Source organism: Nocardia sp. NPDC102475 (assembly GCF_055584605.1).
On record NZ_JBVJLS010000007.1, the window covers coordinates 241,684 to 265,276 of the forward strand.

Here is a 23,593-nt window from a genome sequence, read left to right on the forward strand (position 1 = left end):
GCGGCGGCCACCGAACTGATCGCCGAACACGGTTGGGCCGCGGTGACCGCGATATGTTCGATATCGACCTCGTCATCGGCGCGATACCGCCACTACCGGCGGTCGCCGCGGTAGTCGCCGCCGCGGCGCTGTCGCAACTGCCCGCGGGCCGGCTCGTGCAACGCATCGACGTCGCCCGAGTTGTCCGCGAGCGAGCACGGTAACCTGCGAGGCCGATGTTTCGATCAGCGAAGAAGATGGGCACCTCAGATGGCTGATTTCGCCGAGCGGTTGAACAAGCTATTCGAAACCGTGCATCCACCGGGCCGCCGCTCGCATACCAACGCCGAAGTCGCCGACGCGTTGACGAACTCCGGATACCCGATCTCGAAACCCTATCTGTCCCAATTGCGTTCGGGACAGCGCGCCAACCCGTCCAACGAGACCATGGCCGCCCTCGCCAAGTTCTTCAAGGTCAAACCGGACTACTTCTTCAACGACGTCTACGCCGCCAAAATCGACCACGACCTGGAACTGCTGTCTCAGCTCCAGGGCTACCACCTGCGCCGACTATCGAGCCGGGCTTTCGACCTTTCCGAGGAGTCGCAGAATCTGCTCGCCACCATGGCGGAGAAGCTGCGGGCGAGCGAAGGACTACCGGCCGCGCCGTCGGACACCGGCGACTCAGGACCCGACCAGGCATAACGCCGTGCCCGGTGATTGTCTCGACGGAAAGTCGGCGAAGGTGCAGGCGACCAGACTCGATCTCAGATACCAAGCGTCGGTGGCATTTTCGGGATCGAGTCCGGTCAATTCGGCGATTCTGATGAGGCGGCGGCGGACGGCGCTGGTCGAGACGCCGAGTCGGCGGGCGGTCGGCGCGCGTTTGCCTTGCGCGGCGAAGTAGGTGCGAAGGGTGTCGAGGAGTTCTAGCTCGGTCCGCAGTGGATCCAGGATCGCGCGCAGGTGCTGGTAGCCGGGACCCGGCTGGATCAGTTGGTACTCATGTGCCAGATCTTCGAACCGGTGCAAACCGGGTCCGCGATCCAGGCGCAGGGCGAGGTCGAGCAGTTTGTGCACGCGGTCGGCGGCGTGGGAAATCCGGCTGCGCGGCGCTGCCGTGAATGTCGCGGTTATCGGTGCGGCAGCGGCGCGGGTCAGCCGAGCGACCAGGTCGTCCAGCCGTTCTTCGACATCGGCCGCGAATTCCGTTGGGATCAGGATGGTTCCGCCGTCGACGCTGAGTATCGATAGCACCCGGCATGCACGAAGGGTCGCCAGCTCGGCTTGGACGCGCCGCAGCTTGCGGCGCGCGACCACCCGGGAATCGAGTCGACGATCGTTCTCGTCGGGATGCGCTCCAAGCGCGACCGCGACCACGAAATAGGACGGCGAAAGTTCGGTGCCGCATCGGTGCGCCATCGCCGGATCCGCTTTTCCGGCCAGCAGCGCCGATACCAGCGTCTGCGCGGCGACTCTGCGATCACCGGTCATGGCACGCACTTCGCCGACGTACCCGCGCAGTATCGCGGTCGAAAGCGCCTGTGTCGCTTGGATGAGCCGGGCGCCATCGGTGCAGAAACCCTGCCGAACCGAGCGCGGCCTATCGGATGCGACGAGTTCGAAACCGGCTTTGATACCGGCATGCATGACGTGCTGGATCAGCGAGATCGGCAACTCCCGATCCGCCATTCGGGCCGCGATGGCCTCGAGCCGGGCGACGGTTCGCTCGGATACCGGCCGGCCTGAACGAATCGCGGCGGTGAGCCCCTCCAGACCACAACGCGCGACCGTGATCAGGTCGCTCTGGACGGCGCCATCGAGCCCTTCGCCCGGTACGCTTTCGAGTCGGTTCACGATCTTGCGCGACAATGCCGAGAAATTCGGCTCGATCGGATCATTCGTGACCGTCATGGCATTTCCCCGTTCGACTACACCGTCGGTCGGTCACGCTACGACAGATTTTCGGTGTGTGATACGCACCTGGCGGTCGATGGTGAAGCGACACAAAACCTTCGGCGGATTTCGATGACGCGCACCGAGCCGACGCTCACTCGGTCAGGGCGCCACCTCGTCGGCAAAGCAAGGGAGAACGCGGGAAGCCGGACGGTCATGACAAGACGTCGACCCGCACGGCATAGTCACCGTCCGCGACCACCGCGGTAATGACCGCGGTCAGCGCCTTCGCATACCGGTCGATCGACGCGTGCGCCTGCGGGGTGTCCGGAAACATCAGGCTCAACTTGGTGACATCGTTGAACCGGTTGATCCAGAGATAGACCTCGCTCGCACTGGCCCGATTGCCGTACAGGCCGCCGTTGATCCGATCGAACATTTCCGCGCCCGCCATCCTGCGAACATCGACATACGACAGCATCGGCGCGGCCCAGCCCGGCTGCGTCCGGATACCCAGATCCGGCGTGACCAGCTCGAGCACCCGGTGCGGCGAAATATCGGTCAGCTCCTTGGCGCGCTCGGTTGCGTCCTGGACCGAGGCGACAAGCGAGGTGAAGGTGTCATCCGGCCGGATCGCCGCGGTGACCGGAATGAGGTTGGTGTACCAGCCCACCGAGGTCGCCTCACCGGGTGTGGCGCGGGTATTGGCGGGGGTGACTCCGAAATACCGATCCCGACCGGTCAATTCGAGCTCCGCCATGGCGAGCACGGTGAACAGTCCGCCGATGAATCGGCCTCCGTGGTCCTGGCAGACCTGCTCGAATCGCAATGCTTCGGCCTCGCTCATCAGCGGCAGCGTCACCTGCGCACCCCGAATGTGGCCACCGTCGGTCAGTCCGAGATCCAGTGGAAACGACGGCATATCACCGTCGTTGAGGTGCAGCAGCTCGACCCAGTGCCGGATCTGCGGTGACGCCAGCGTGAGCTGTTCATTGAGCCCGCGTTCGCGCGCACAGTATGCGAGGTGACCGTCGACCGGCGCGGAAGGCACTCGGCCGCCGGACAATTCGTTGCCGTACAGCGTCAGCAGATCCACACACGACAGCGCCTGCGCAACCCCGTCGGTATGCAGATGATCCACGGCGGCATACACCGTAAACGACTCACCGTGATCGACCACGCCGAAACTGAAGCAATCCCATTCGAACGGGCCCGGTGTTTCGGCCTGTACCCGCTCGCGAATCGCGTCGCTGCCAGTGAATTCACCGTGGTCGGTAGCGACGAATTCGATTTCCTCCGGCCGCGCCACATGCCGCACGAGCCGGCCGTCGGCGGTAAACGAAAACCAGCTCCAAAACGTGTCGTGCCTGCGCAGGAATGCGTTGCATGCGCGGGTCAGCGCATCGTGGACCGGAGCGCCGGGAATATCGAAGGCGATCATGCACAATCGCGAAGCTCGAACGCCCGCATCGGCATTGCGATACGCGGTCCGCAGATACGCCTCCTGCTGGTAGGAGGGGCCTGTCGCATGTATCGGAGCGGTCCGCACCGCCGTCCGCGAGCTCGGCGACGCCGTCCATACGGTGAGCCGGCCGCCCTCGGGATGCCATTCATCGAAGAAACCGAAATTGACCAACGGATGCCCTCAATTCGTGAAGCCAGGAGAATCTCAGTCAACGGCAGGTAATGCGCGTCGACCATGGCCGGGCTCGAACTTTGTGATGTTCCCCAGCAGCAATGGATTTCGCCGAAAGATCGTCCAAATAGCCTTATCCGCTCCGGTAATTGCCGACTATCGTGGCGACGGCATCGGTAGCGGGAAGGAAGAGTCGAGTGCGAACTGCGACAGGGCTGATGGCGCTCATCTCCGTGGTGGGTCTGGCCGCCGTGCCGGTGACCGCACGCTCGGACCCCAGCGGCCCGATCACGGTCGCCGCGGCCATCGCCGCCGCTCGCCCGGCCGCCGACAGCTCCTCCCTCGTCGGCATGGTCGAGAACCTGGATGGCATGCTCGACCTGCGCGTGCACTCGGCCGCAATGGACACCGATATCCTCGTCAAAGTGCTTCGGGCACCGGATAGTTCGCTGCCGGCACCGACCCTGTACCTGCTCAACGGCGCCAGCGGTGGCGCGGATGCCAGCAGCTGGCCCGAGCAGACGGATATCGTCGATTTCTTCCGCGGCAAACAGGTCACGGTCGTCACCCCGATGGGTGGCAATGGCAGTTACTTCACCGATTGGCGCGACGACGATCCGATCCTCGGCCGTCAACGCTGGACCACCTTCCTGACCCAGGAACTACCGCCGATCATCGACTCGGCTTTCCACGGCAGCGGCGCCGACGCGATCGCGGGGATCTCCATGGCCGCGACATCGGTATTCCAGCTCGCGCTCGCGGCACCCGGACGCTACCGAGCCATCGGCTCCTACAGCGGTTGCGTCCAGACCAGTGACCCGCTGGGCCAAGCCATGATCGATGCCGTCGTCCTGCGGTGGCGGGGCACTCCGATCAATATGTGGGGGCCGCCCAGCGATCCGGCCTGGGCCGCCAACGATCCCTATGTGCATGCCGAAATGCTGCGCGGCACAGCCGTTTACGTCTCGACCGGAACCGGCGTCCCCGGACCGCTCGACACCCTCGACGGTCACGGCATCCGAGGTAACGGAGGCAAACTCGTCGGCCAGCTCGTCAACGGCGGCGTGCTGGAGGCCATCACCAACCAGTGCGCGCACGCACTGCGCGACCGCCTCCAGCAACTGAACATCCCCGCCACCTTCGACCTGCGCCCGACCGGCACCCACTCGTGGGGCTATTGGCAGGAAGACCTGCACAAGTCGTGGCCGATGATCCGCGACGCGCTGAACGGGTAGCGCACCATCTCAATTCAGCCGACCGCCGACCCCGGCCATCGGCGGGGCCCAGCCGGGCCGCCGCGGACTGCCCTGCCTCGGCGGCGTCGGTGTGTTCGTCGCTGTTCGTTTGGCCCCGCTCAACGCTTGGTCGGTGAGAACCGTTTCGGAGATGTGGCCACGAGCCACGCGGAGCAACTCTTGGTCCGCCGGATTACGCAATACATCGTTGACGCTGCTCAAGATACGGTCCGCCTGCCTGCTTCCGATCTCCCCCAGCATGCGCTGGGCGGCGAGGGCGTCGTTTGCGAATGGAGTACCAAGCAATCGGCCCGACGTGACGGAGCCGCCACCGGCGACTGTTTGGAGATCTCGGGCCACGTTCTCCGTGGGTGTGGCCAGGTATGTAGTGACGAATTGCTCCTCGTCCGCGGTAAGGGTGACACCTGCGGGCGCCGAGCGCCGATACCGGAATGCGGCAGCCTGCAAGGTGGCAAGATCCGCCGCGACTTCGCCGGTGGAACTGCCACCGTCGATAAGTCGAAGCGACGAGTCCTGGACACGTTGGACTGCGGCCACCACGCGGCCGAGATGGTTATTGCCGAGCGTCCAGCCCTTGGCGTTGTCATCGACGATCGCCGACGAGCGAATGGCGTTGAAGATGATGTCCTCGTCGGTGAATCCGGCGGCGAGCAATGCCGCCGGCGCATCGGTGATCTTCCCGCCGATATCCACCAGACCCTGTATCGCCGCGGCCGCGCCGCGAACGGTATTGATGCCGCCATTCGGCGCGGCAAGCGCGGCCTCCCTGGCCGCCCTCCCGAATACCGGCCGGTGCACGTACGCCTGGGCGTAGTAGCCTTCGGGGCCACCCATTCCCGCCGCGCCCCAGAATCCCCATTGCCCCAATTGCGCCGCCCGCTCCGTACGCGCGAACGGCCGCAGCGGTGAACGGGTCCGTCCCCACAGCCATTCGGTCGCAGGCGAATTGCTGACCGTGCTGAACGCGGCAAGAGCAGGCAGCATTCCCATACGCATGGAATGGCCCGCGCCGGCCGCTCCCATGCCGAGGGCGGTCGCGCTGCCACCCGAACCGCGTGCGCCACCACCGCTGCCCTGCACGGCCAATGCGAACCGATTCGCGATCCACTCATTGCCGCGGTCCAGACTTTTGCTGAGGCGTTTGAGCTGAAGGATCGCCACGATTTCGAAGATCGCGCCGATGATGAACACCACCATGACCTGATCACCGGCGAGCTTGAACAGGTCCCCGAGGATCAGCACATAAACGCCGAGAAAGATGGTGTAGGCGGTCATGCGTGCCGCGGCGACGAAGCTGTCGACGACATTGCGGATCAGGAAGGTCTGCGTGGGTCCGTACACGAATCCGCCTGCGGCGAAACCGAAGATCGACATCAATCCGTGGTAGACCGTGTCGAGTGCGGCCCGGATCACCTTGATCGCGAGCACGGCCCCGAAGGCGAGCAGGATCGCCCCGGCCAGCAGCAGCAACAGGCCGGTGCCGATCTGCTCGAAATTCGGATTCTCCATCGATTCCTTGGCCGAGCTGTCCCCGCAGGCGCCGATCCCCTTTTTCACCCGGTCTTCGCTGCGCGCCGTGACAGCTGCCGACCACGCGCTACGGCACGAGGCCTGCTCGTCGACTACATGCCCGAAGTTCCAGACCTGCAGCGGACGACGAGCGAAGTTGTCGGTCAGCGTGCCCTGCATGGTCGCCACCATGTGGTGCGGATCGATATTGTTATCGCCGTTCAGCCCGGCCGCCACCGAAATGCCGAGATCGCGGCCCTTCGCGAGCAGGCCGTCCGACGACAGCACATCGGCAAGGGGCTCGGCAAGGAATATCGGTCCCAGCAATCCGACCATGATCATGGCCACCACTTGCAGGGTGGCTTTGGAGTAGAGGCCGCGTACGACGAACCACGCGACGAAGAATGCGCCGATCGTCGCGGCGGTCACCAGCATGATCGGCGTCGCGATCTGTCCGGTCAGGCTGTGCGCCACACCGAGCAGTGCTTTCGAGAAGAGGTTCAGCCACTCGAAACTCAGGGCATAGCCGATCAGCCAGATCGCCGTGATCACAATGATTTTCCAGCCCGCGAATTCCAGGCCGATCACCAGGGATATCGCGGTATTTCCCGGACTCAGTACGCCGCCGTGGTCGGTGGCGAAGATATAGCCGGCGGCCTCGACGCCCGAGGAATCGGCGACGTGAGTCCAGCCGAGTGCAGTACCTACCGACGATCCGGCGGACCGGGTACCGCTTTCGGCCGTAGCCGAGGCTGTAGCACCGAGTAGACCGGGGAAGACGACCAGAACGAAGACAGTGAGCAGGACTCCGACCGTCCAGCGCCGCCGCCGCGTTGCGCGTATCCACGCACGACACCTTCGCAGCACTGCGGGCAACCGCCATCGGTCCGGATCCCAGTAATTCGATCTCCAGTTGTTCACGACCACAACCTGATTCGTTTCCGCGCACCCCCGGATCGCAGGCACGGCATGGCAAGACGAGCATCGAAGCGGACAAACCCTCGGAGCTGCTCAACAGTCTCCGGAAACGACAACTTCAAACGCTAACCACGCGCCGTGAACGACCACCCTCCGATCAGTGAACGGAATACTGCGAAAATATCGGAGCCCGTTTGCTTTTCGTCCCCACACCGACTGCAGCTGTTCACCGTTTGTTCGCCCTGCACGGTCGCGGAACATTCGCGCTGCCCGACGCAATATCGGGCGCGGACGCCGCCGTAACATTGCCTATGGTCATGCTCGATCGAGCGCTGAGTGACCACGAAAGTGGCTGCAGCCCAGTGTTTTCCAGAGATAGCGAGCAAACCTACCGGTCTGTCTCCATGTGCGCCGCTAGCCCGATCGAGGAAGCGCGACGATTGCCCGCCCATCGCTGCGACCGCGAGTACGTGCCATCGCGAAAATTATCGGATCTCCCGATGTATACAGGTGCTCAGCGCGGATCCGGGTTGGCGTAGCGGGACTTCGGAGCCTCGATGATCACTTCCGGTTCGGCCGAGGGCCCGAGATGCGGACGCTCGGCAACTACCTCGAATTGGCCGGTGTGATGTTGGCGGATGCGAGCTATTCGCAACACTTTTCGGCGCGCGAGGAACCAGCCGCCGATCAATGCCGGCCCCAGGACGACGAGCATGGCGAGTACGGCAATGCGCTGGACCATATCGCCGGTGCAGACCATCAGGACGACCACGGTGGCCAGGAAGACCAGGGTCGCCACATCGGTGTACGGGGCGCCGGGTAGGCGGGAGGCCGGGCGCCAGGCCAATCCGCGGCGCCATTCGCGCCAGAGTCGGAGATGACACAGCACAACCGCAGTCCACGACACAATGGTGCCGAGCGCGGACACATTCAGCACGATCTCGAATGCCTTGTCCGGCACCACCGCATCGAGTCCGACGCCGACCAGGGCGATCGCGCCGGTGGCGAGAATACCGACGTAGGGTACGCCCGTCCGCGACATACGCGCCGCCACACCGGGTGCGCTGCCGTTCATCGACATCGAACGCAGAATCCGGCCGGTCGAGTACAACCCGGCATTGAGGCTGGAGAACGCGGCGGTGAGCACAACCAGGTTCATGATCGAACCGGCCGCCGGCACACCGATTTTCGCGAAGAAGGTGACGAACGGACTTTCGCCCGCCCGAAAGACCGTATAGGGCAACAGCAGTCCGAGCAGCACCAGCGAACCGACGTAGAACAGTCCGATGCGTGCGATGACGGAGTTGATCGACCGCGGCATGATCGTCTCCGGATGCTCCGCCTCACCGGCCGCGATGCCGACCAGCTCGACTGCGGCATAGGCGAATACGACACCGGTCATCACCGTGACCAGTGGCAGCACGCCGGTCGGGAACAATCCACCGTGCTGAGTGATCACCCCCACACCGGTCGGCGCGCCCTGAATCGTGAAGCGACCGGCCAGAAAAATCGTGCCGACGATCAGAAAGCCCGTCAGGGCAACGACTTTGATCAGCGCGACCCAGAACTCCAGTTCGCCGAACCAACGGACCGAGATCAGGTTGGTACTCACCACCACGATCAGGGCGACGAGCGCGATCACCCAGTGCGGGACGCCCTCGAACGCGCCCCAGTAGTGCACATAGGTGGCGATGGCGGTGATATCGACGATCCCGGTCATGCACCAGTGGAAGAAGTAGGTCCATCCGACCGCGAAAGCCAGCTTCTCCCCGTAGAACTCGCGCGCATAGGACACGAACGATCCGGCGGAGGGACGATGCAGCACTAGTTCGCCGAGTGCGCGCAAGATGAAGAAGACGAATACGCCGCACACCGCATACACCAGGAACAATCCCGGGCCAGCGCTGGCGAGCCGCCCACCGGCGCCGAGGAATAGCCCGGTGCCGATCACCCCGCCGATCGCGATCATCTGCACTTGGCGTGCGCGCAGCGATCTGCGATAGCCGACATCCTCGGCATGCAGCGCGTCTGCGAGCGCTGATAACTCAACTGGTCCCCGAACTGCGATCACGACCAGGCCTTCCAGTAAGGGAAGTCATGTCGCGGAAGAATGTACCGTTATTTAGCGGTACATTCAACGCGTTTTGTTTGAAGCTTCAATGGGTACCCTGGTTTCCCCGCAGGGCGATATCCGGTCCGGACTCCCCGCCGAGCGGCTTCGTGCAGATGCACAAGGCTCGAGGTCCAGGCTCTGCATCATGCCAATAGCCCTGCGCCGCCAATTGCGGTGAGCTGAATCCAGCAAGCCGAACCCATGATCGGCTGGTGGATCAACGGAGATTCGGAGGATGCGGTGAAGCGATCTCGGCGGCGGCTCGCGGTGCTGGTGGTGGCGGCAGGTCTGGCAATGGGTAGTGCCGGGGTGGCGATCGCCGATCCGGCCTTCCCGCCGAATTTCCCACCGGATCAGAATCAGCTGCCGCAGTTGCCGACCGAGCCGCAGATCTACGATCTGCTGCCGATCCCGTCGCCGGATCAGGACCCGTGGTACGACGATCCCACGGATCTCGCGTCGTATCAGCCGGGGCAGATCGTGCGCAGCCGCGAAGTGCAGACGCGGGTGCTCGGCATTCCCTTCCCGGTGTATACCGAGCAGCTGCTGTTCCGCTCGAACGATGTGCACGACAATCCGATCGTCACCGCGACAACCGTTGTGGTGCCCGGTATTCCGTGGCAGGGCAGCCCCCGGCCGGTGCTGTCCTTCCAGGAGGCGATCGACTCCACCGATTCGGCGTGCAATCCCTCGCACACCCTGCAGACCGGCACCATGAAGGAGTCGGCGCTGGTGATCTATTGGCTGGCACAGGGTTTCGCGATCAACGTGCCCGACTTCGACGGAAAGTTCAATACCTTCAACACCTATGCCGAGGGCAAGATGGTCCTCGACAGCCTGCGCGCGATAAAGAACGATCCCGCACTCGGCCTCACCGATTCCGGCATCGCGCTGTACGGATATTCCGGCGGCGGTTCGGGTTCCATTCGCGCGGCGGAACTGCGCGCGAGCTATGCACCCGATGTGCGGCTGCTCGGCACCACCATCGGCGGGACGCCCGGTGACCTGGTGGCAGAGGCCAGGTATGCGACCCACGCGGAACCCGGACTCACCGGCACCAGCAACTTCACCATGTGGCTCGGCTTCGCGAGTCTGGCCCGGGAATATCCGGACGTCTTCGATCCCGCCGATCTATTGACCGCCGAGGGGCAGCAGATCATCAGGGACGTCCAGAGTCGTTGCTACGCGACCATCGCGCTCACCGGCGTCTACCGGCCCATCAGCGCCTACTATCAGCCCGGCAAGTCGCTGGAGTCGTCCCCGGAGATCCTTCGGGTCCTGCAGGACAATAGCTTGGGCAAATACCTTCCGGATACGCCGATCCTGTGGTGGCACGGACTGTGGGATGAACTGATTCCGCCGTCGGTGGTGCTGCCTACCGTCCAAAGCTATTGGGAACGTGGGGCGGATCTGCGCTTCTACACCGTTCCCGTCCCCGAGCACATCGTCAATGCCGTCACCGGCTGGCCGCCCGCGGTGGCCTGGACCAGCGCGGTGTTGCGTGGTCTGCCGCCGGGGCCGAAGTTCAAGGCCGATTTCCAGCCGCTGCCCCCCGGCTTCCCCGGGAGCTGAAATCGTCTGTGTCCGAACCGGTGATCGCAAAATGTTGCCGGTAACGATCGGGCGTGGTGGCCAGCTGCCGGGAGAAGACCCGGTGCAGCGTCTCACCGTGCTTGTAACCGACCGCCTTGGCGATCGCGATCACCGTCAGATCTGTCGTTTCGAGCAGTCGCCGGGCCGCCTCAACACGTAGATTCTCGACGAAAGCCGCTGGTGTACTACCGGTTTCGGTACGGAAAGCGCGGGCGAAGGCGCGCTCGCTCAACCCCGCCCGCGCTGCCAATGCGGCCACGCTCAAGTCTTCGCCCAAATGGTCGGGCAGCCATTGCTGCACGGCCCGGATCGCCGGGGTGCGTGCGGGCTGCGCACGTAATTGGGCGCTGAATTGCGCTTGGCCACCAGGCCTTCGGGTGAAGACGACGAACCAGCGGGCGATCAACTGGGCCACCTCGGTGCCGTGATCGGCCTCGACCAAGGCGAGCGCTAGATCGATACTCGCGGTGACCCCCGCCGAGGTCCACCGGTTGCCGTCGTTGACATAGATCCGGTCCGGTTCGACCAGCACCCGCGGAAAGCGCTCGGCCATCACCGCACACGCTCCCCAATGCGTTGTCGCTCGATAACCATCGAGCAATCCGGCTCCGGCCAGCAGTAACGAACCGGCGCATACCGACGCCACCCGCCGCGATCGCCGGGCAATGGCCGGGAGCTCGCGCACCACCTCGGCGGATACCGATGAGACGAAGGCGCCGTTGCCCCCGATCACGATCATGGTGTCGATCTCGTCGTAGCCGGCGGCGATCTCCGGCAGGGAATGTTCGACATTCATCGTCAGGCCGCCGTCCACCGCGACGGTGCCCGCGCGCGGCGATGCCGTCACCAGCCGGTAGGCCGGTGCGCCGACGATGGCGTTCGCCGCACCGAAAATATCCATGGGACCGGCCAATTCGATCAGCTGGATGCCGTCGTAGACCACGAGGACAACCGTGCGAGGCGTCGACACGTTCCTATCATCACCGCACTCCCCCAGGACTGTCACGGCAATGTGCAGTCCGATCACCTCGCGTGCCGGACCGGTGCAACCACACCGGCGGTATGCCGTCCGAGGAAGGGAATGATCAATTCGGCGACACGGTCGGCGAACTGCGCATGCGGATAGTGCCCGCCGTCCTCGATGACGGCCACCTTGCCGATGCCCATCGGCATGGCCGCGACGATCGCCATGGCTTCGGCCTTCGGGTCCGGGAAATCGGGATCCTCGGCGCCCATGATCACCAGTGCCGGCCGGTGCATCTGCGACAACGCCACCTCGGCGTCGGCCGGAGTGGTCTTGCCGGTCTTCCGGAACTCGCGCCACCGGCCGGGTTCACGCAAAGCCGTGAACACGCCGTCGAGGTAGCGCGGAAAGTCCTCGGGCTTGGTCGGATACGCGATATCGAGGTACCTGCGCCACAACCGCGGCGACCCCAGCAACAGCGTGCCCATCAACCGCACCGCCCCGTGCCGGTACCGCGGCACCGTCCACAGAGCACCGAAATCCAGTCGCTGCCTCCTGGTGAACGGGTTGATCTCGACTATGGCGCTGACCAGTTCGGGCGCCTCGGCCGCTGCAATGGTCGCCGCACCGCCGGACAGGGAGTGGCCGACGATCACCGCTGGGCCGCCGAAATGCCTGATCACACTGAGCAGATCGCCTGCGACATCGGTTCGGCTGATGGCCGCCTTCCCGGTCACCGACGGCCAGCCGGGGCTGGATTCGCCGTGCCCGCGCAGGTCGGCATTCACCACCCGGTAGCCCGCGGCGGTCAGTCGCGGTACGAGATGGCGATAGTCGTGCCGGGAAGTTCCGATACCGTGCGAAAGCACAACCAGCGGTCCGTCCCCGACGACATCACAGGCGATCCGCCCCTCCTCGAATGTCACGAACTCGGTCATTTGTCTTACCTTCCAAGCGTTTTCGAAACGTCGCGTGGCGCGCGATGTGCTCGAATTGAACGCCGGGATTGCGCGGTTGTCGGTAGCCCCGACCGGATCGGTCAGATAGACAGCAGGTTTCGTCAGTCCCTGATCCAACCGGCTCCCAGCCGCCTCCGTGCGAGCTACCTTGCAGCTAGAGCGGTCAGTCCCAACTCTGCACTGCGTCGTAGCGTCGGCGCATCTGGCGGCGACGGTAGAACACCTCGTCCACCGATAGCGTCGTGGTGGTCACGGGCGCCAGGCGGATGTTCAGGCCGAGTTCCCTGATGCGGTGCTCCAGATCGATGCGGCGCTCCGGCGGCAGGTTGGACCACATCGTTTCGAAGCGGCCGCGGACCGGGGTGTCGGCGCCGGCGATCAGGTCCAGCAGCAGCGGCCAGTCGTGGGCATCGGTGGCGATGCCGGGCAATGCGGACACCATCGCATCGTTCATCTGCGCGAGCAGGGCTATTATCCGGCGCTGAATCCCGGCGTCGGCGTGTGCCAGCAGGCTGAAAAGTCCACGCCACAGCTCGGATTCGATGCGGCCCTCCAGGCTGCCGACGAGTCCGGCCAACGCCGCGTCGTTCGCGATGATCGGATTCGCGGCCAGGGCCCCCAGCGCCCACTTGCTCAGCCGTCCGATGAAGGTCAACAGCTCCGGCGCCGCACCGGCCCGGAGATAACCGGCGATGAGATTGCCGATCATTTCGGTGGAGCCGATGCTGAACAGGACATCGCCGATCGACGCGGTCAGCTCGGCCTCACAGCGCGCGAACGTCGACAGCGCGGCCAACTGCAGCCCCGTAGACCCGATGAGCACGGTATGCAGCATGCGCGGCATCCGCTGCCGCGGCCCGGCCAGCAGTTGACGAAAAATGGCGCTCACGCCCGCGACGGAATAGGCATAGGCGGCGGAGAAGATCAGACCCTCGTCATCGAGCACGCCCTGTTCGAAGGCTGCGACCAGGGTCGGTGTGGCGAAGGCGTCGAGGAACGGCCCGGCGGTGATGTAGTCCTTGCGGGCCAACATTTCGTTGAGGATGCGCACGATGGGTTCCGGCGGCGCCACCTCGGCGAGTTGGCCGACGGTGCGCGGATCCATATACGGCGCACAGTCGGCCACATACGCGGGCGCGAGCATGGCAACCGTCTCGGCCGCCTTCTTCGGGTGATCGACACCGACCGCACCCGCGGCCCGGCCCGTCATCATCGGCGGCACCAGGCGCTGCACCAGCGGCATCGAGATGCGCAGCGGAATGATCGGCACCAGTTTGCTGATCCGCTCGAACGTCTCGTTGTGCTGGTCGAAGATCAGGCCCGCCAGCCGATCCTGGAGCTCGTGCAGATTCTCACTGCCCAGCCGCTCCAGATGCGCCAGTCGCTCCACGGGAGCGTGCAAAGTCCGTGACAGCAGGACGATCTGGGCGCCGGTTACCAGATCACTCATCAGCCGAGCCGGCTCCCGAACATGATCTTCTTGGTCACCGCCCGGAACGGCCGGGGCAGCGCGCCGACCATCTCGTCGATGGCCTCGATGAGCGCCGCCGTCTCGAGTTGTTTGGCCGCGCGGAACATCTCGAGCAGTTCGGCGGCCTCCTGTTCGGTGATCAGCCCGGTTGCCGCCAGCGGCCCGCGTAGTTCGTGTTCTAGGTCGGTCCTGGCGGTCATACGGCTACCCGTTTCTTCATCTATCGCAACGTCGATTACTCGTGAAAGCCCCGAGCATAGGTGTCTCGGCGACCCGGCGGGGCAGTGCGTAAAGAATTCGTTATCCAAAGATCTTCATAACTTTTTTGAAAGGGTTTGCTTCCTTTTTATTTGCGCCGCAAGACAACTCGGGTTTTGTTCCCAGTCACGGGAAGTTGCGCGTTCGGCTGTGCGCACACATCTGTTTGTATCTGGGCATGATGGATTGGTGTCGGCGCACCCGGGTCCATTCCTGCCTCGGGAGCCACACATGCCGACGTCCGGCCTGACGCGCCGGAGGTTCCTCGGCGCGGCGGGCATCGGTACCCTCGCGCTCACCGCCGCGTGTACCGGCTTCGCCACCACGGGAAGCGGCGGCATGCTCTTTCTCTCCACGCAATTCCGCCCCGCCGACGAGGCCGAGCGTTTCCGCAGCCTGCTCGGGAAGACAGCGCCGGGCGTCAGCTATGTGACCATCGAGGAGAGCCCGTTCGCGAGTCAGGTGCGCAGCCAGGTCGGGGCGGGCTCGACGCAGGTCGGTCTGCTCGGCGGGCTGCACGGCGATATCGCACCGCTGGCCGACGGCTATCTCGAGGATCTCACCGGCCTGCTCGCCGATCTCGGCAACCGCGGCTGGCCCGCCGCCTACCTGCGACTGGCGCGGGCCGGTACCGACCGGACGTGGTATATCCCCTGGGCCACAGCGAGTTACGTGCTCGCCGCACACGCCGACGCACTGCAGCACCTGCCATCCGGCGTGGACGCCACCGCACTGACCTACGACCAATTCCTCGACTGGGCGATCGCCGCGCGCCGCGCCAACGGCAACCGACCGATGCTCGGGCTGCCCGCAGGCCCGAAAGGCCTGCTGCATCGCTTCACCCAGGGTTATCTGCTGCCGTCGTTCACGGGCGGTCAGATCACCACCTTCCGCTCGGCCGAGGCCGTGACGGCCTGGCAGTACTTCCGCGAACTGTGGGCCAACTGCGCACAGTCGAGTACGAATTTCGACTTCATGCAGGAGCCCCTAGCCAGCGGCGAGGTGCGCATGGGCTGGGATCACGTCGTCCGCCTGGTGCGCGCGCCCGAGCACGACCCGCAGGACTGGCGCATGCTGCCCGCGCCGCGCGGGAAGCACGGACTCGGCTATATGGCCGTGGTCGCCGGGCTCGCAATTCCCAAGGGCAGCACCGATGCCGAGCTCGCCCAGCGCACGATCAGCGCACTGACCAAGCCGGAAACCCAGATCGAACTGCTGCGTTCCAATGGCTTCTTCCCGTCGATCGACACCGCCGTCCCGGACGATCTGCCGCCGGCGGTCAGACTCGAGGCCGCTGCCGTGGACCGACAGCAGCAGGCACCGGGCGCGATCCTGTCGCTGCCACCGGTCGGTCTCGGCCAGCGCGAGGGTGAGGTGAGCAAGGTGTTCAAGGACAGCTTCCGCTCGATCGTGTTGGACGGAGCCGATATTCGAGCCACACTCGATCAACAGGCGCGGGTGCTGCAAGGCATTCTCGACGAGCTGAAGGTGCCGTGCTGGGCACCCGATCCCGTCGCCGACATCTGCGGGGTGGGGTAGCTATGCGCGCGCGGCTCGGTTCACCGTGGATTCTGCTGCTGCCCTCGATCGTGCTGCTGGCCGCGCTGTTCGGCTGGCCATTGGTGCGGGCGATCTTCGATGCGTTCAGCGACGATCACGGCTTCACGCTCGCGCACTGGCGGCGCTTGTTCGACGACCCGTATTTCCTTACCTCGCTGCGCAATACCCTGTTGTTGATCGTGATCGTGGTGCCTGTCCAACTGGTGCTCGCAGTCGGTATGGCGCTGCTGATGCAGGCGCGGCCGCGGTTCGCGACTGGCCACTTCTACCTGTGGTGCGTGCCGTTGGCGATCTCCGAACTGGCCGCCGGACTGGTGTGGTTGTCGATCTTCGGCAATCGCGGATACCTGAACTCACTGCTGGTCTGGCTCGGACTGTCCGAAGACGGTGTGCAGTGGTTGAACTATCAGCACACCGGCACCATGCTGCTCGCGGTGGTGATCGCCGAGATCTGGCGGGCGACCTCACTGGTCTTCGTCATCGTGGTGGCGGGCGTGCAGCTGATTCCACGGGATTACGACGAGGCCGCGCAGGTGTTCGGGGCGAACTTCTGGCAGCGGCTCCGGCATGTGACGCTGCCGCAGCTCGGGCCGAGCCTGCAGGTCGCGCTGATCCTGCGTACCATCCTCGCGCTGCAGGCCTTCGCCGTGGCACAGGCACTGACCGGTCGCGACTTTCCGCTGCTGGTCGGCGAGACCTACGAGTGGTACTCGAATCTGCAGAATCCGGCGGTGGCGAGCGCGGTTTCACTTGTGGTGCTGGCAATCTCGCTCGGTACCGCGGTGTTCTATCTGCGGACGGTCCGGGCGCCGGAGGGGTCGCGATGAGTGAGGCCACGGCGCTGCCGCCGATCGATCGCGCACCGCTGCGCCGACGTCGGTGGCGGGCCATCGGAGTGCAGGTGGCCTGTATCGCGGTGACGCTGTTCATGGCGCTGCCGATCGTGCTGATCGGACTCGCCGCGGTGTCCTCGCGCGAGGCGCTGAACGAGTTCCCGAAGCCATTGTTGCCCAGCGAATTCTCCACCGAGACGTTGCAGTCGTTCTTCCACGCGACCGGAACTGTTCCGGCACTGGGCAACTCGGCGCTCGTCGGGCTCTACACCGTGTTCTGGTCGCTGCTCATCGGCGCGCCCGCCGGATATGCGTTGGCTCGCAATACCTTCCGCGGTAAGGACAGCTACCAGGTATTCATCCTGTTCGTGCGGGCGCTGCCGATCGTGGTGCTCTCGGTGCCGCTGGCCACGATGTTCCTGCGGCTGGACGTCTACGACACCGTCTTCGCCGTGACGCTCGTACACACCACGCTCGCGCTGCCCACCACCGTGCTCATCACGGCGAGCATTTTCGTCGCGGTACCGGCCGATCTCGAGGAGGCGGCGCGCGTCTTCGGCTGCACGCGCTGGCAGGCGGCTCGCACAGTCGTTGTGCCGCTGGCACTTCCCGGTCTGGCGGCATCGTCGATCTTCACGTTCGTGCTGTCGTGGAACGAGATCCTCGGCGCGACCATCGTGACGCTCGGACATCGCACGTTGCCCGCGCAGGTGCTCACCACGCTCGGCGAGGCGTCGACGCCGTACCGGTTCGCGGGCGGGTTCGCGCTGATCATTCCGGCACTGGTCTTCATCTTCGTGATGCGGCGCTATCTGGTGAACATGTGGGGGACGACGCTGAGATGACAGAGGTGTAGGGCATATGGCCGAAGTGATTCTGCGGGATCTGGCGAAGACCTATCCCGGCGGCACGACGCGCGCCACCGACCAGGTCTCGCTCGAGATCGCCGACGGCGAATTCATGGTGCTGCTCGGGCCGTCCGGCTGCGGTAAGACGACGCTGCTGCGCATGATCGCCGGGCTGGAACTGCCAGACGCGGGGCAGATCGTGATCGGCGGCAAGGATGTCACCTACCTCGAACCGCGGCGGCGCAATCTGTCGATGGTGTTCCAGTCCTACGCCGTCTTCCCCAATAAGAAGGTCGCCGACAATATCGGCTTCGGACTGCGGGTGCACGGTGTGCCCGCCGAGGAGATCCGGCGCAAGGTCGCGTGGGCCGCGGATCTGCTGCAGCTCACGCCGTACCTGGATCGGTATCCGGCGAAGTTGTCCGGCGGCCAACGCCAGCGCGTCGCGGTGGCGCGCGCGATCGTCATGGATGCCGATGTGCTGCTCATGGACGAACCGCTGTCCAATCTGGATGCGCTGCTGCGCCTTTCGTTCCGCGCCGAGTTGAAGAAGCTGGTCGGCGAGCTCGGCACGACCACGATCTATGTCACCCATGACCAGGTCGAGGCGCTGTCGCTCGGCGATCGCGTCGCGGTCATGCGCGACGGGGTGATCGTTCAATGCGGTTCGCCGACAGCGGTATACGACGGTCCGGCGACCGAATTCGTCGGCGGCTTCCTCGGCAGCCCACCGATGAACTTCCTCACCGGGATCGTCGACATAGGCGCGGCCGGACCGCATATCGATCTCGGCGGGCAGTCGCTGCCGGTTCCCGCCGCGCTCGCATCGTTCAACGGTAGGAAGCTCAACCTCGGCATCCGGCCCGAGGCCATTGCCGTTGGCGACGAGGCGAGCACCGATTCGGTGCGCGCCCAACTCCAGGTGCTGGAGCCGCTCGGCTCGTCCACCCTGTTGACCACCGATGTCAGCGGACAGACCGTCAAGATTCAGACGCAGCCCGGCTTCCGGGCCGACCAGGGCGACGCGCTGAACCTGCATGTGCCACCGCAGGCCTGCCGCTGGTACGACCCGGAAACCGGATTATTGCTGGAGGACTCAGCGTAGATATCCAGTGGAGAGTTCTTCGTAGCCGATCAATTCGACGGCCGAATATTTTGAAGCCTCGCTGAAACCCTCCGTGGATACCAATGAGCCATCGAGAGTCAGTTTCGCCTGCTGCAATATGCGGCAGCTCGGTGAACAAATATTGTGAATGGCCATCGCACGCCGCGCCTGTCCCGGAGTCAATTCACCGGGATCGGTGAAACAGTCGCCGATATTGGAGATTATCGATCGCATTTCGACTAACCGGCTCGCACGGGCACAGCAGCTTCTTCCGCAATTCGACTGCGGCCGACGGTAAGTGACACCAAGGCAATATTGCCGATCGTGGTAATCAGCGGGCCCGCGACGGTGGCGAATTGATATCCACTCGCCAGCAGCACTCCCAGCACACCGAGAGCTCCGGCGAAGGCATTCGCGGCGAACATTTGCCAGGTCTCTTCCTGAGGCTTCGACCAGGCGTGCCGCAGCGTCGGGACGGTGGCGACGAGATTGGCGCAGATGGCCACCAGCGCACCGAACGTCTTCTCCGAAATCTCCACCGTGACCAGCACACATGCGACGGAGGAGAGCAGACACGCCCAATCGATATTGTCGCAGGGCCGCAGACTCACCCCACGCCGCAGACCGAGAACGATAACGGCGGCATTCATACTTGCCGACGCGGCATTGATACCTGCGGCGAGATATGCGCCCGCCAGATATGCGACCATCGCGAATACGGTATTGGCAGTACACCAGGCCACCCAAGAAGCCATGCGCGGTCGTGTGCCACCATCCAGAATTCCGACCAGATATGCGACGACACCATACAGTGAGATGCCGACGCTGACCAAAGCTGCCGACGTGCTCAGACTCCAGAACTCACTCACGTGCACCATTCCTCGTTTTTCGCGCAGATATGCGCGAGACAGCCACAACCGGCGATTGGACCCGCATGCGAACACACCGAAGGGAACAAATACGGTGCGACGATGGGGACCGTATCTGCCGTGGGTGAACACTTCGGGATGATTTGTTCGTTCGCGATTGAAACTATCGTTACACGGAGGTTCCGGCCTCACAAACGCAGCAGGTCGGCCGTAACGAACTTTTACGTCGGTAACTGGTGCTTAACAGGATGTGGTTACTGAGCTCACATCGCCGCAGAATCGACATTAATGAGCACCGTTTCGCGGGGCATGCACGCCACAGACACACGAAGACCCCAGCCGCAGCTGGGGTCTCCCGTGGTCACGCCGACCGTTGTGCGAGTCGAAACCTCTGCACCCCGGCCTCGATTACTGAGCCTGCCACACTTGCCGGGAATCGTCGCGCCGAGCCCGGCACCCTGCGGGACGCTGCCGCGCGCTTGCATCTGTAAGCCCGGTCGAATCGCGCTCGACCAGGCAATTTCCGACGACCAAAGCCTCTCTGAGATAACGAAACGGCAACATCGTGATCATCCCGTGTCCAAAATGTTCGACTCGGAATGTAGGGCTCATGACGAATCCCAGCGGATCTTGCAGCCGCCGTGCCGTTTTCGTGTTCGGCGACCGAGGACCGCCGGACTCGGACTACCGTGGCAGCAATGACCGATCGACCTGCTGGAGGCCCTTTGCGCAGCATCGCCCGCGTACTGCTCATCATCTCGGCGCTCGTCGGCATGGCCATGCCGACCGTTCCCGCCGCATTCGGCGCACCGATCAGCGATGACGTCACTGCCGGGAAGATCGATGAGCTGCTGGCGCTGCGGGCTGCCTCGACTGGTGCGAGCAAGGGTGAGCTGATCGATCGGTTGTCGGGACGCCTGCTCGGAACGCCGTATGGCGCGGATATGCTCATCGGCTCGGCCGACCAGCCCGAACAGCTGGTCATCGACCTGCGGCGAGTGGATTGCTTCACCTATCTCGACTACGTCGAAGCGCTCAGCAGGTCCGCAGATCGCGACCAGTTCGTCGCGAATCTGATCGCGACCCGCTACACCGACGGTCGCGTCGAGTTCCAGCAGCGCAAGCACTTCTTCAGCGATTGGTCGCATACCGCGCGCATCACGGCCACCGATATCACCGGCACGTTGAGCCCGGCCGCGGTGACCGTCACCAAGCATCTCAACGCGAAAGCCGCTGGCGGAACATATCTTCCGGGGCTGCCGGTGGTCGATCGCGATATCACCTACATCCCCGGCGCTGTGGTAGACGAGAGCGTCATCGGTGGACTCCGCACCGGTGACTACATCGGCGCGTACGCCGACCAGCCGGGACTCGATGTCACCCATGTCGGCATCTTCGTCATGACACCGAGCGGCCCGGTCTTCCGCAACGCGTCCTCACTCGCCGCCAACAACAAGGTGGTCGACTCCCCCTTCGCCGACTACGTGCGAACGACGCCGGGCATCATGGTGCTCCGCGCGCAGTAATCGAAGCGGAGCCGGCCAGCGCGACAGCAGGCGAGCGGGTTTCGGCGGCGACCGCGCGAATCCGTCGGCCGGATCACGGCGTGGTCGTCGATCGCCACACACGACTCGTGCGTTGCCCCGCATGGCACGCCGAGCCGAATCGCCCGCCCCATGATCCGTTCTCGCGGTAGGCCGTTCGTACCGCCTCGCTTCTGCCCGACCATCGGTGGCCGGCTCCCATCCCAACTGTGCTCGCGGTGGCACGGTCCTCGACAGAGCCGGGATGCCCTAGATCCAGGGACGTTTGGTCCTACCGAACACAGGTCAACCGGTCCGGGGCGTGATCAGCCCGAGGTCGGCGTCGTAGCGGCGGTACAGCAGGTTCCCGCGGCGACTGACGGGATCGATGAAGAACAGGAATGGCAGGCCGATGGCGCACAGGCGGTCGACGGCCGCGGTCTCGGACAACTCCGGAATTCTCGGATCGGCTGCTGATGGGTCGCTCGGCGAACGGAGCAGCTCGATACCAGCGGGACCGCCACGGTAGACGATCGCGTCAGCGCCGGTCTCGGCGTCGACGAACAGGTGCGCGTCGTAGTCCATCACGTCCAGCACCGCGGCCGCCGCATCCGGTGGGCCCACCAGCAGCGAACAATTCTTGCGGCGGGTGATCGTGCCATGTCCGGATGCCGCGAGTAGTCGCCGTCCCGGCTCCCGCTCCGGCACCACCCCTCGCTTTGTCGTCAACCGCTCGATCAGGCGCTCCAGCCGCTGCACGACCGGCAGCACCATGCCCGCCCCCGGAGTTGTCGTCTGCACACGCGCCGGGGTGCCGCGCACGCACAGATTCACCTGCACCAACTGCGGTCCACTCGGGCAATTCGCGACGACGACCCGCACCCGGGCACCACCGTCGATTCCATTTCGAGTAAGCAATCGCCCGACCGCGCCGGCCACGCGTTCGAGTTCCAACTCCGCGATCGGTCCACGCGGAAATACGACGATGTCGGGGAAGGCCGGGGTGGACCACTTCCCTGACGCACTCATGACGACCTCGCTATTGGATTGTTCGAGTTCCGACCCTCGGGACTCGATGGCAGCATCCGCGACGTCCACGACGCGAGGGCCGAAAGTCACTGCCACACCTGACCTTCGGCACCAAGTGCACGGCCCGGCCCGGCCGGTGACCATCGACCTTCGAGAACAGGCAAAAGGCCCATATCAACCGGCACATCGCCGGACGAGGCTCGGGTGTGTGACCGACACCCGCCTTTCCCCCGTACGTTCCGTGCCGGACCATTCGACGGTGCTGGCGGCCATGCGTTCGGCCGGCCGCGCGCCGTCGTTGCACAACACCCAACCGTGGCGCTGGGTCTTCGACGGGACCCGGCTGCATCTGTATCGCGACGACGACCGCCTGCTGACCTCGGCGGACCCGCTGGGTCGGCAACTGGTGATCAGCTGTGGCGCGATGCTGCACCACGTGCGCACCGCATTCGCCGCAAGGGGCTGGCACACCGATACCACCCGGCTCCCCGATACCGGCCGCCCCGACTATCTGGCGGTGATCGAGTTCCGGCCGTGGCCCGAGCCGCCGACCGGCGTGCTGGCCCGCGCCCACGCCATCGATAAGCGACGCACGGACCGACTGCCGCTGTACGCGCCGACCGACTTATCGCCGCTCCTGCACGCCGGTCGAATGCTGGTGACGCCCCACGACATCGAACTCGATCTCCTCGACGACAGCGCCCGCGCGAAGCTCACGGCGGCCTCCGACCACGCCACCGCGGTCCGCCGCTACGACATGGAATACCAGACCGAATTACATTGGTGGGCCGGACATTCCGGCGATACGGAAGGCGTCCCGCGCGAATCCCTGGCCTCCGATGCCGAATTCGCCCGCGTCGGCGTAGGCCGCACCTTCCCATCCGCACCGCATTCGGCCCGCCGCGACACCCTCGAGGACCACGCCTGCCTACTGGTACTCAGCTCACCGCGCGAATCCGTCACCACCTGGTTGCACACCGGCGAAGCCCTCTCCGCCGTCCTCCTGGAATGCACCACGTCCGGCCTGGCAACTTGCCCGATGACCCACATCACCGAATTGCCTTCGGCCCGAACGGCTATCGCAACCATGCTCCCCCACCCCACCATCCCCCAGGTCCTCATCCGCGTCGGCACCACCCCCGCCAACACCCCCGAACCCCCACCAACCCCCCGCCGCCCCCTCCCCGACATCCTCACAATGCGGTAACTCGAGAATCCGCTGGTGGTGGGGCCTTCTCGACATCTGTCTCCGCCTACGCATGGTGATCGACCGC

The 23,593-nt window shown here is 64.7% G+C and carries 20 protein-coding genes; 10 read left to right on the forward strand and 10 right to left on the reverse strand.

What is annotated here, in order from left to right; translation table 11 throughout:
• Positions 1 to 53 precede the first annotated feature (53 nt).
• Entirely contained in the window at positions 54 to 203 is a 150-nt protein-coding gene (locus ACZ60G_RS15540; protein WP_465810787.1) for a hypothetical protein, read from the forward strand.
• A gap of 46 nt (positions 204 to 249) precedes the next feature.
• Positions 250 to 684 (forward strand): helix-turn-helix domain-containing protein, encoded by a 435-nt coding sequence (locus ACZ60G_RS15545; protein ID WP_465810788.1) that lies wholly within the window; start codon positions 250 to 252, stop codon positions 682 to 684.
• Here ACZ60G_RS15545 and ACZ60G_RS15550 read toward each other — a convergent pair.
• Together ACZ60G_RS15550 and ACZ60G_RS15555 are read right to left on the reverse strand one after the other, a co-directional pair.
• Positions 664 to 1,893, reverse strand: a complete 1,230-nt coding sequence (locus tag ACZ60G_RS15550; RefSeq protein ID WP_465810789.1) for a PucR family transcriptional regulator — start codon at positions 1,891 to 1,893, stop codon at positions 664 to 666. The genes ACZ60G_RS15545 and ACZ60G_RS15550 overlap by 21 nt on opposite strands.
• A 196-nt stretch (positions 1,894 to 2,089) precedes the next feature.
• Positions 2,090 to 3,511, reverse strand: coding sequence for a condensation domain-containing protein (locus ACZ60G_RS15555; RefSeq protein ID WP_465810790.1), 1,422 nt, complete (start codon positions 3,509 to 3,511; stop codon positions 2,090 to 2,092).
• A 218-nt stretch (positions 3,512 to 3,729) separates the two neighbouring features.
• Here ACZ60G_RS15555 and ACZ60G_RS15560 point away from each other — a divergent pair, with 218 nt between their 5' ends.
• Positions 3,730 to 4,746, forward strand: a complete 1,017-nt coding sequence (locus ACZ60G_RS15560; protein WP_465810915.1) for an alpha/beta hydrolase — start codon at positions 3,730 to 3,732, stop codon at positions 4,744 to 4,746.
• 9 nt (positions 4,747 to 4,755) lie between these two features.
• Here ACZ60G_RS15560 and ACZ60G_RS15565 read toward each other — a convergent pair whose 3' ends face one another.
• Together ACZ60G_RS15565 and ACZ60G_RS15570 are read right to left on the reverse strand one after the other, a co-directional pair.
• Entirely contained in the window at positions 4,756 to 7,197 is a 2,442-nt protein-coding gene (locus ACZ60G_RS15565; protein WP_465810791.1) for a hypothetical protein, read from the reverse strand.
• A 511-nt stretch (positions 7,198 to 7,708) separates the two neighbouring features.
• The gene (locus ACZ60G_RS15570) at positions 7,709 to 9,265 is read right to left on the reverse strand and encodes an amino acid permease (protein WP_465810792.1); all 1,557 of its coding nucleotides are present in this window, start codon (positions 9,263 to 9,265) and stop codon (positions 7,709 to 7,711) included.
• Between the two features lie 336 nt (positions 9,266 to 9,601).
• Here ACZ60G_RS15570 and ACZ60G_RS15575 point away from each other — a divergent pair, with 336 nt between their 5' ends.
• Entirely contained in the window at positions 9,602 to 10,879 is a 1,278-nt protein-coding gene (locus tag ACZ60G_RS15575) for a lipase family protein (RefSeq protein ID WP_465810916.1), read from the forward strand.
• Here ACZ60G_RS15575 and ACZ60G_RS15580 read toward each other — a convergent pair.
• The 4 genes from ACZ60G_RS15580 to ACZ60G_RS15595 all read right to left on the reverse strand — a co-directional run bounded on the left by ACZ60G_RS15580 (position 10,833) and on the right by ACZ60G_RS15595 (position 14,494).
• Positions 10,833 to 11,870, reverse strand: a complete 1,038-nt coding sequence (locus tag ACZ60G_RS15580) for a GlxA family transcriptional regulator (RefSeq protein ID WP_465810793.1) — start codon at positions 11,868 to 11,870, stop codon at positions 10,833 to 10,835. The genes ACZ60G_RS15575 and ACZ60G_RS15580 overlap by 47 nt on opposite strands.
• A 53-nt stretch (positions 11,871 to 11,923) precedes the next feature.
• On the reverse strand, positions 11,924 to 12,802 hold the full coding sequence (locus ACZ60G_RS15585) for an alpha/beta fold hydrolase (protein WP_465810794.1): 879 nt from the start codon (positions 12,800 to 12,802) through the stop codon (positions 11,924 to 11,926).
• A gap of 184 nt (positions 12,803 to 12,986) precedes the next feature.
• The gene (locus ACZ60G_RS15590) at positions 12,987 to 14,273 is read right to left on the reverse strand and encodes a hypothetical protein (protein ID WP_465810795.1); all 1,287 of its coding nucleotides are present in this window, start codon (positions 14,271 to 14,273) and stop codon (positions 12,987 to 12,989) included.
• Entirely contained in the window at positions 14,273 to 14,494 is a 222-nt protein-coding gene (locus ACZ60G_RS15595) for a hypothetical protein (RefSeq protein WP_063043105.1), read from the reverse strand. Before ACZ60G_RS15595 ends, ACZ60G_RS15590 begins: the two co-directional genes overlap by 1 nt.
• Before the next feature lie 289 nt (positions 14,495 to 14,783).
• On the opposite strand from ACZ60G_RS15595, the gene ACZ60G_RS15600 reads away from it, so the two are divergent.
• From ACZ60G_RS15600 to ACZ60G_RS15615, 4 genes are read left to right on the forward strand one after another with little or no spacing between them, the layout of a single operon-like run.
• Positions 14,784 to 16,091 (forward strand): ABC transporter substrate-binding protein, encoded by a 1,308-nt coding sequence (locus ACZ60G_RS15600; RefSeq protein WP_465810796.1) that lies wholly within the window; start codon positions 14,784 to 14,786, stop codon positions 16,089 to 16,091.
• 2 nt (positions 16,092 to 16,093) lie between these two features.
• On the forward strand, positions 16,094 to 16,939 hold the full coding sequence (locus tag ACZ60G_RS15605; RefSeq protein ID WP_465810797.1) for a carbohydrate ABC transporter permease: 846 nt from the start codon (positions 16,094 to 16,096) through the stop codon (positions 16,937 to 16,939).
• Positions 16,936 to 17,790: a carbohydrate ABC transporter permease gene (locus tag ACZ60G_RS15610; protein WP_465810798.1), complete on the forward strand. Its 855-nt coding sequence runs from the start codon at positions 16,936 to 16,938 to the stop codon at positions 17,788 to 17,790. The genes ACZ60G_RS15605 and ACZ60G_RS15610 overlap by 4 nt, the downstream gene beginning before the upstream one ends.
• Positions 17,791 to 17,806: 16 nt before the next feature.
• Positions 17,807 to 18,898 (forward strand): ABC transporter ATP-binding protein, encoded by a 1,092-nt coding sequence (locus ACZ60G_RS15615; RefSeq protein ID WP_465810799.1) that lies wholly within the window; start codon positions 17,807 to 17,809, stop codon positions 18,896 to 18,898.
• Positions 18,899 to 19,137: 239 nt separating this feature from the next.
• Here ACZ60G_RS15615 and ACZ60G_RS15620 read toward each other — a convergent pair whose 3' ends face one another.
• Entirely contained in the window at positions 19,138 to 19,767 is a 630-nt protein-coding gene (locus ACZ60G_RS15620; RefSeq protein ID WP_465810800.1) for a hypothetical protein, read from the reverse strand.
• A gap of 698 nt (positions 19,768 to 20,465) precedes the next feature.
• Here ACZ60G_RS15620 and ACZ60G_RS15625 point away from each other — a divergent pair.
• On the forward strand, positions 20,466 to 21,293 hold the full coding sequence (locus ACZ60G_RS15625; protein WP_465810801.1) for a DUF1460 domain-containing protein: 828 nt from the start codon (positions 20,466 to 20,468) through the stop codon (positions 21,291 to 21,293).
• Between the two features lie 303 nt (positions 21,294 to 21,596).
• On the opposite strand, the gene ACZ60G_RS15630 is transcribed toward ACZ60G_RS15625, so the two are convergent.
• Positions 21,597 to 22,319 (reverse strand): sigma 54 modulation/S30EA ribosomal C-terminal domain-containing protein, encoded by a 723-nt coding sequence (locus ACZ60G_RS15630; RefSeq protein ID WP_465810802.1) that lies wholly within the window; start codon positions 22,317 to 22,319, stop codon positions 21,597 to 21,599.
• A 208-nt stretch (positions 22,320 to 22,527) separates the two neighbouring features.
• On the opposite strand from ACZ60G_RS15630, the gene ACZ60G_RS15635 reads away from it, so the two are divergent.
• The gene (locus ACZ60G_RS15635) at positions 22,528 to 23,526 is read left to right on the forward strand and encodes an Acg family FMN-binding oxidoreductase (RefSeq protein WP_465810803.1); all 999 of its coding nucleotides are present in this window, start codon (positions 22,528 to 22,530) and stop codon (positions 23,524 to 23,526) included.
• Positions 23,527 to 23,593 lie beyond the last annotated feature (67 nt).

Coding starts and splice junctions, on each gene's coding strand:
- ACZ60G_RS15560 (WP_465810915.1), top strand. CDS start 3,730: ATGGCGCTCATCTCCGTGGTGGGTCTGGCCGCCGTGCCGGTGACCGCA.
- ACZ60G_RS15550 (WP_465810789.1), bottom strand. CDS start 1,893: ATGACGGTCACGAATGATCCGATCGAGCCGAATTTCTCGGCATTGTCG.
- ACZ60G_RS15615 (WP_465810799.1), top strand. CDS start 17,807: ATGGCCGAAGTGATTCTGCGGGATCTGGCGAAGACCTATCCCGGCGGC.
- ACZ60G_RS15545 (WP_465810788.1), top strand. CDS start 250: ATGGCTGATTTCGCCGAGCGGTTGAACAAGCTATTCGAAACCGTGCAT.
- ACZ60G_RS15610 (WP_465810798.1), top strand. CDS start 16,936: ATGAGTGAGGCCACGGCGCTGCCGCCGATCGATCGCGCACCGCTGCGC.
- ACZ60G_RS15590 (WP_465810795.1), bottom strand. CDS start 14,273: ATGAGTGATCTGGTAACCGGCGCCCAGATCGTCCTGCTGTCACGGACT.
- ACZ60G_RS15605 (WP_465810797.1), top strand. CDS start 16,094: ATGCGCGCGCGGCTCGGTTCACCGTGGATTCTGCTGCTGCCCTCGATC.
- ACZ60G_RS15630 (WP_465810802.1), bottom strand. CDS start 22,319: ATGAGTGCGTCAGGGAAGTGGTCCACCCCGGCCTTCCCCGACATCGTC.
- ACZ60G_RS15585 (WP_465810794.1), bottom strand. CDS start 12,802: ATGACCGAGTTCGTGACATTCGAGGAGGGGCGGATCGCCTGTGATGTC.
- ACZ60G_RS15540 (WP_465810787.1), top strand. CDS start 54: ATGTTCGATATCGACCTCGTCATCGGCGCGATACCGCCACTACCGGCG.
- ACZ60G_RS15625 (WP_465810801.1), top strand. CDS start 20,466: ATGACCGATCGACCTGCTGGAGGCCCTTTGCGCAGCATCGCCCGCGTA.
- ACZ60G_RS15575 (WP_465810916.1), top strand. CDS start 9,602: ATGGGTAGTGCCGGGGTGGCGATCGCCGATCCGGCCTTCCCGCCGAAT.
- ACZ60G_RS15600 (WP_465810796.1), top strand. CDS start 14,784: ATGCCGACGTCCGGCCTGACGCGCCGGAGGTTCCTCGGCGCGGCGGGC.
- ACZ60G_RS15595 (WP_063043105.1), bottom strand. CDS start 14,494: ATGACCGCCAGGACCGACCTAGAACACGAACTACGCGGGCCGCTGGCG.